This window comes from Aggregatilinea sp. (genome assembly GCF_036822615.1).
In the GTDB taxonomy this organism is placed as follows: domain Bacteria; phylum Chloroflexota; class Anaerolineae; order Aggregatilineales; family Aggregatilineaceae; genus Aggregatilinea.
Genome location: NZ_DAISHJ010000058.1, coordinates 25,472 through 31,349, shown reverse-complemented (window position 1 = coordinate 31,349; position 5,878 = coordinate 25,472). Strand labels below are relative to the sequence as shown.

Annotated in this window: 5 protein-coding genes; 3 read left to right on the top strand and 2 right to left on the bottom strand. The window is 68.2% G+C overall.

Features of this window, described 5'->3' with window-relative positions; genetic code table 11:
- Positions 1-39: 39 nt before the first annotated feature.
- Positions 40-1,266 carry a hypothetical protein gene (locus V7116_RS15865; RefSeq protein ID WP_324392926.1) on the bottom strand — a complete coding sequence of 409 codons (1,227 nt, stop codon included), beginning with the start codon at positions 1,264-1,266 and terminating at the stop codon, positions 40-42.
- A 47-nt stretch (positions 1,267-1,313) separates the two neighbouring features.
- A complete protein-coding gene (locus V7116_RS15860) occupies positions 1,314-1,727 on the bottom strand; it encodes a hypothetical protein (protein ID WP_324392925.1) in 414 nt (137 codons plus the stop codon).
- A 166-nt stretch (positions 1,728-1,893) separates the two neighbouring features.
- On the opposite strand from V7116_RS15860, the gene V7116_RS15855 reads away from it, so the two are divergent.
- From V7116_RS15855 to V7116_RS15845, 3 genes are all read left to right on the top strand, one after another.
- Positions 1,894-3,480 carry a hypothetical protein gene (locus V7116_RS15855; RefSeq protein ID WP_324392924.1) on the top strand — a complete coding sequence of 529 codons (1,587 nt, stop codon included), beginning with the start codon at positions 1,894-1,896 and terminating at the stop codon, positions 3,478-3,480.
- A 207-nt stretch (positions 3,481-3,687) separates the two neighbouring features.
- A complete protein-coding gene (locus V7116_RS15850; protein ID WP_324392923.1) occupies positions 3,688-4,158 on the top strand; it encodes an SH3 domain-containing protein in 471 nt (156 codons plus the stop codon).
- Positions 4,159-4,182: 24 nt separating this feature from the next.
- Positions 4,183-5,811, top strand: coding sequence for a glycosyltransferase family 39 protein (locus V7116_RS15845; RefSeq protein ID WP_324392922.1), 1,629 nt, complete (start codon positions 4,183-4,185; stop codon positions 5,809-5,811).
- The last annotated feature ends 67 nt before the right edge of the window (positions 5,812-5,878 follow it).

Genomic DNA, 5,878 nt, shown 5'->3' with positions numbered 1-5,878 from the left:
ATGCTCATCGCCCTGCCCCCGCCGACCCCACCCTGCTTCTTACTCCTCCGGCGCGGTGACGGCCAGGAAGCCCAGATCGCGCGCGAAGATCATCTGCTGCCACGCCAGCACGCGCATACTGCCGACGGAATCGCCCTCGGCCAGCGGCTCCGGATCGTCCACCCGCATCGACACCAGCGCGATCGGCAGGCCGTCCACATCGACGCCCACCGCCTGATCGAGCGCCCACAGATCGGACATCGGCTGCTGCGTGCGTAGGCTCGTATAGTCTTGCATGCGCGCGCCCAGCACGTCCGCCATGGCCTGCGCATCGACGCCCGCCGGGAACACCACCGCCAGCACCAGCGACGTCGCGCCCGGCGTGTGGAACGTCGCAAACGCCGTCAGCAAATAGGGCGCCAGCGGGGGATCGGTCTGCTCGGCCATCTGCGCCTGCAGCGCGTCGATCTGCTCCTGCGTGACGTTCTGACCGAACAGCATCAGCGCCGGATCTTCGGCCTGCAGCCCTTCGACGAAGATCGTGCCGACCAGCAATCCGGCCTGCGCCAGCGCCTCGTCGCCCAGCGCGCCCACCGCCGCCTGATACGTGGGCAGGTCCGCGACCGAGTCGCCGTCCAGCGCCGCCAACGACGCCTCGATGACCGGCGTCGCGCGGGCCACCAGCACCGTGCCGTCGTCCAGCAGCGCGATCCGGTTCAGCGTGCCCATCCGCCCCACGGCGGGGCCCTCGAACGCGAGGTCGAAGCCGTAATCGTCGTTGAGGCTGAACAGCGTACCCGCGTCGAGCGTTTCCGAGGCGTAGCCGTTCGACGTCAGCGCCGCCGCGATTGCGTCCGGCTCGGTGATCACGTCCAGCACGGTCAGGACATCCGGCGGGTTGGACGCGTAGAGGAAGCGATCGGTGGTGAACAGGTCGAAGCCGTAATAGTCGCCCTGGTCCGGCGCAGTGAGCATGTATTGCAGGCCCAGTGCCTCCGGCGGCAGCGTCTGATCGGGCATGACAAACATCAGCTTCGCGCGCGTATCCGCATCGAGATCGGGGATCAGATCCTCCTCAAGCGGCGCGGTGACGCCCCAGCTTTCATACCACGCCGCCGGATCGCCGTACACGATCATGCTGCGATTTTCGGGCGTGTCGGGCACGAAGCGCAGCATCGACAGCAGCGCGTCCTCCGCCGAATCGGACTGCCCGCGCACCGCGCCGCCCGGCAGCAGCGCCACCATCACCAGTAGTGCCACTAACAAAACCAACGGGAAACGTTTCATCTCGCCTCCTGGGCGTTGTTCCGCCAGCACCAAACGCGAAAAATCCGCTACTCGACCGTAAATTCGAGCGTGTCTTGCAGCACCTGATCCAGGTACAGATCGACGGCATACTGGCCCACCGGCCAGCCCTCCTCGGGCGCCTGGGCATGAAAGACCTTGCCGCCGCTGCCCTCGATCGAGTACGAGCCAATGGTGTAGTCCGGCTGGATGCCCATCGCCTGCGTGATGCGCCACACCGCCGTCGAGACCACGTCGTCTCCCCCGCCCTTGACCTCCACGACGAGGTAAAACGTGTCGTCGCGCGCGTAGCGATCCGTCTCGTGATCGCCGTCCTTGTCAGACGTCATGCGCGCGTTCTCGAACCGCACCGGCCCACCGCCGCCGCACGCCGTCACGATCGCAGCCAGCAGCACCAGCAGGGCCAGCGCCGCCGCCCATCGCATCCAGGATTTTCTTGCCATACCGCCTCTATTCCCGGTCGTCTTCTGCTCGCATATCATAGCGCAGTCGCCGCGACGGTTCCCACCCCGCCGAGCACGCATCGGCCAACCGCCGGGAAGCCGTCCGTGACAGGGACCGCGCGCGTGTTATGATCGGCACGAGTCGCCCGTTTCAGGAGAGTCCACCATGACCGGTTCCGCCGCGCGCCGGGTGCTGTCCGGCGCTGTCGTGTGTTTGCTGCTGATCGCCCCGCTGCTCGTCCTCCATCCCACGCGCGTACAGGCCCAAAGCGGCTGCGACGGCCTGATCGCGCCGCGCCTCACCATCGGCGGATCGGGCCGCGTCACGTCGCCGTTCGGGGTCAGCCTGAAGAACGTGCCCGCGACCGGCGCGGGCGGCGCGACGGAGATCGAAGCGCTGGCGACGGATACCGTGTTCACCGTGCTCGACGGGCCGCAGTGCAACCAGGACTACGTCTGGTGGCAGATCCAGCTTCCAAACGGCGTGACCGGTTGGGCGGCGGAAGGCAACGCGACCGATTACTTCGTGGAACCGACCACCGTCGGCCTGTACACCTACCGCCGCAGCCCCGACGCGACGACCGTGACGCGCTTCTTCGTCACGCCAGACGGCACCGCGCGGCAGGAAGCCGTGTTCACCATTCCCCCCCTCGACGCGACGCCCGCCAGCGCGTGGCAGCCGGTCGAGCTGGACGCGCTGACACAGGGATTGACCGGCGTCGAGCAGAACTGCCCGGATCGTCTGACCGGCACGATGTGGGCCGACGAGGCCGCCCGCGCCGATCCGACCGCCGTGGCGCTGCCCGCGCTGGATTACACGGTGCACCCCGCCCCGGCAGGCGACCGGCTGCTGCTGGTGCGCTCGCAGGTGCTCAGCATCCCGCGCTGCGATACGGCGCTGCCGGAGCCGGTGGGCATGACGCGCGTCACGCTGCTGAACGCGGACGGCACCGAAACCGAGCTGTTCCCCTTCCCGCAGCACAGCTCGATCCCGGCCTCGCAGGACAGCTACGGGCTGGCCGAACCGGACGCGCTGCGCGTCTACCTGGACGAGATCGAATGGTCGCCGGACGGCCAATACATCGCGTTCGTGGCGGCCTACCGCGATACGTGCGGCGACTCCGGCTGCTACCGCTTCCAGATGTACGTCTATAACACCGGCAGCGGCCAGTTGTACGTGCCGGGCGAAGGGCGGCACGTCGCGTGGGCCAACGGCGGCGCGCAGCTTCTCGCGTTCCGCCTGCTGGCCGAGGGCGACACCCAGCGCGGCCACCTCTACAGCACGAATCCCGACGGCACGGGGCGGCAGGAAGTCTGGCTGCCGGGCGGCGCGGTGTACCTCTCCACCACGCAGACGGATCTCGGCTTCCCGTGGAACGCGACCGGGACGCGCGTGCTGATCGGCAACGGCGGGACGGATCAGGTGATGGTGCTCAACATCGTGGACCGGGGCCTTACCTCGCCCGTCGCCGTGCCCGACATCGCCGCGCCACTTAACCGGCTCTCGGTCACGTTCGTCAAAGGCGATTCGGCGCTGCTGTGGACGACAATCCGCGGCCAGTTCGTGCTGCAAGATACACGCAGCGGCGACGCCGTGCGCCTGACCAGCGAGGTCGCTTCGACGGGCGTGCCCCTGCGCGACGTGCGGCCCTTCTCGACCGGGCTGCATGCCCTGCTGGAAATGGCCGACGGCACGGCCTACGTGCTCGACCTCAACGGCGACCGTCTGACGCAGGTAGTGTTTGGGGGATAACACCCGGCGGGCCGCCGCTCGCATTTTGCGTTCCCCTCGCGGCGGCGTAAAATCTTGACGTGAGATGCTACGGGCCGGGCCAGACAGTCGCATATCCCGTTTCCCCACGGTCGAACGGCGAACCGCGCTTCCCTCAGCGTGCGTAGAGGGACGGCGCGCGCCAGGGACCGGGCAGTCTGGACAGCCGGTACGAGGATGGAGCAGCGGATGAGGGGCCTGGTAAACTTCTTCCTGTTCGTGCTGGTCACTGCCGCCGTCTGCGCGGGACTGGCAGGCGCGGCGTATGTCATGTCGGACCGCTACGTGTCGCACTCGGTCGACAGTTCCCAGACGGAGATCGTTCCAACCGTCGCGCCCACCACCGCCCCCCTGCCGACCACCGATCCGGCAGCGCAGCCGGAACCCACCACCGCGAGCGGTCCCACCACCCCCAGCGCCAGTGCCACACCGAACGCAACCGCGACGCCGCCCTTCACCACGTGGGTGGTCACGGCGCAGCAGCCCATCAACGTGCGCGACTGCCCCGCCGAAACGTGCAACCGGATCGCCCTGCTCCAGCCGGGCAGCGACATCCAGGTGCTCGACACGGTCGATCAGTGGCACGAGATCACGCTGGACGACGGACGGATCGGCTACATCGCCACCAATTTGACCCGCGAGGCCACGCCCGCCCCTTAACCTGCCCGGATAGTGAGTCGTTATATGTCTTCATCAGCCAAGCGCTTTTTACCGCTCCTGCTGGTCGTGATCGTGCTGCTCGGACACTTCGCGCTGCGCGTGCACCGCGCCGACGCCGTGCCCGTATTCGTGGACGAATACAACCACATCCGGCGCGCGCAGGCCGCCTATGATTTCGCCTACAACCCGATGGAAACCAGCCACGGCAAGCTGCTATTTTACTACTGGATCGGCCTGTTCGATCCGCAGGGCGAAGGCACACTGCTCGTGTCGCGCTGGGCCAACGCGCTGATCTCGCTGCTGACCTGCGCGGCGGCGGGCGGAGCGGCCAAACTGCTGTTCGGGCGGCGTGCGGTGCTGCCCGCGATGATCTTTTACGCGCTGGTCCCCTTCGCGGTGTTTTTCGACCGCACCGCGCTGGCCGATCCGCTGGCGGGCGCGCTGGCGTCGCTGGCGGCCTGGGGCAGTCTGCTCGTGGTCCGGCGTCCGACGCTGCGGCGCGGGCTGGGCGCGGGCGCGCTGATCACGCTGGCGGTGCTCGCCAAGCTGACGACCGCCGGGATCATCGCGCTGCCGGTCGTGGGCGCGCTGTTCCTGAGCGGGATTCACCTGCCGCGCTTCACCCGCGCCGACCTTTCCCGGTGGATCGGGACGCTCTGGCGGCGCTACCGCCGCGCGCTGGTTGCGGGCGCGGTCGTGTTCGGGCTGGCGTGGGCGGGCGTGCTCGCGCTGACGGTCGAAAGCGCGATCAATGGCGAAAATACCTATCTGCTCGATACGCACCTCGTCCAGCAGGAGCCGGGCACGGACAGCCTGCTGATCGAAAAGTGGGGCGACATCCGCGAGCGGGGTGACCACCTGATCTCCACGCCGCTGTCGGTGATCCTGGTCGTGCTGGCGGTCGTGGCGCTGTGGCGCAAGCCGCGCCCGGCGATCTACGCGCTGGCGTGGCTGCTGGCGATCTGGATTCCCAACCTCGCGCTGGCCGACGACGTGCAGTCGCGCTATTTGATGGCGGGCGTCGGTGCGCTGGCGGCGCTGTTTGGTGGGGAAATGGTCGCGGCGGGCGATCTGCTGGGCGATCTGATCGCGCGGGGCCGCGAGCGCGCATCGCAGCTTCGCGCGCGGCGCTGGGCGACGGTCGGCTTGGCGGCGGCGATCCTGGTCGTGTGGGCGGTTGGCTTCGCGCTGCCATTCGACGTGAAAGCCTCGACCGATCCGGCGGCGCTGGACCTGCCCTGGCGCGACTCGCACGACTACTTCAACTACATCTACAACGCGTGGGGCATCCGCGAGACGATGGCCTGGGCCGAAGATCACGGCGAGCGCGTGGGCGATCAGGTTCCGGTGGTGGCGGTGCTGAACCACTGCGGCCCGGTGAATCTCTACGTCGCGCCGGACATGGCCTTCCGCTGCCAGGATCGCTGGGCGTTCCCCGGATCGCGCATGCCGTCCGACATCACCCGCTGGACCACGCTGAGCAACGCGGCCAAGCGGTGGCCGTTCGTCTACGTGGTGAGCGAATATCCGGCCATCGTGCCGCCGGACGCGCCGCCCACGGACGGATCGCTGACCTGGGATCTGCAATACACCTCCGACCGTCCCCACGGCGGCCTCACGATCGCGCTGTGGCGGGTCACCATGAAACCCTGACGCAAACACCGGAGATCTACCGGATCGGGGAAAAGCGCGAAGCCTATCAGGATACTGTCGGGGCGGG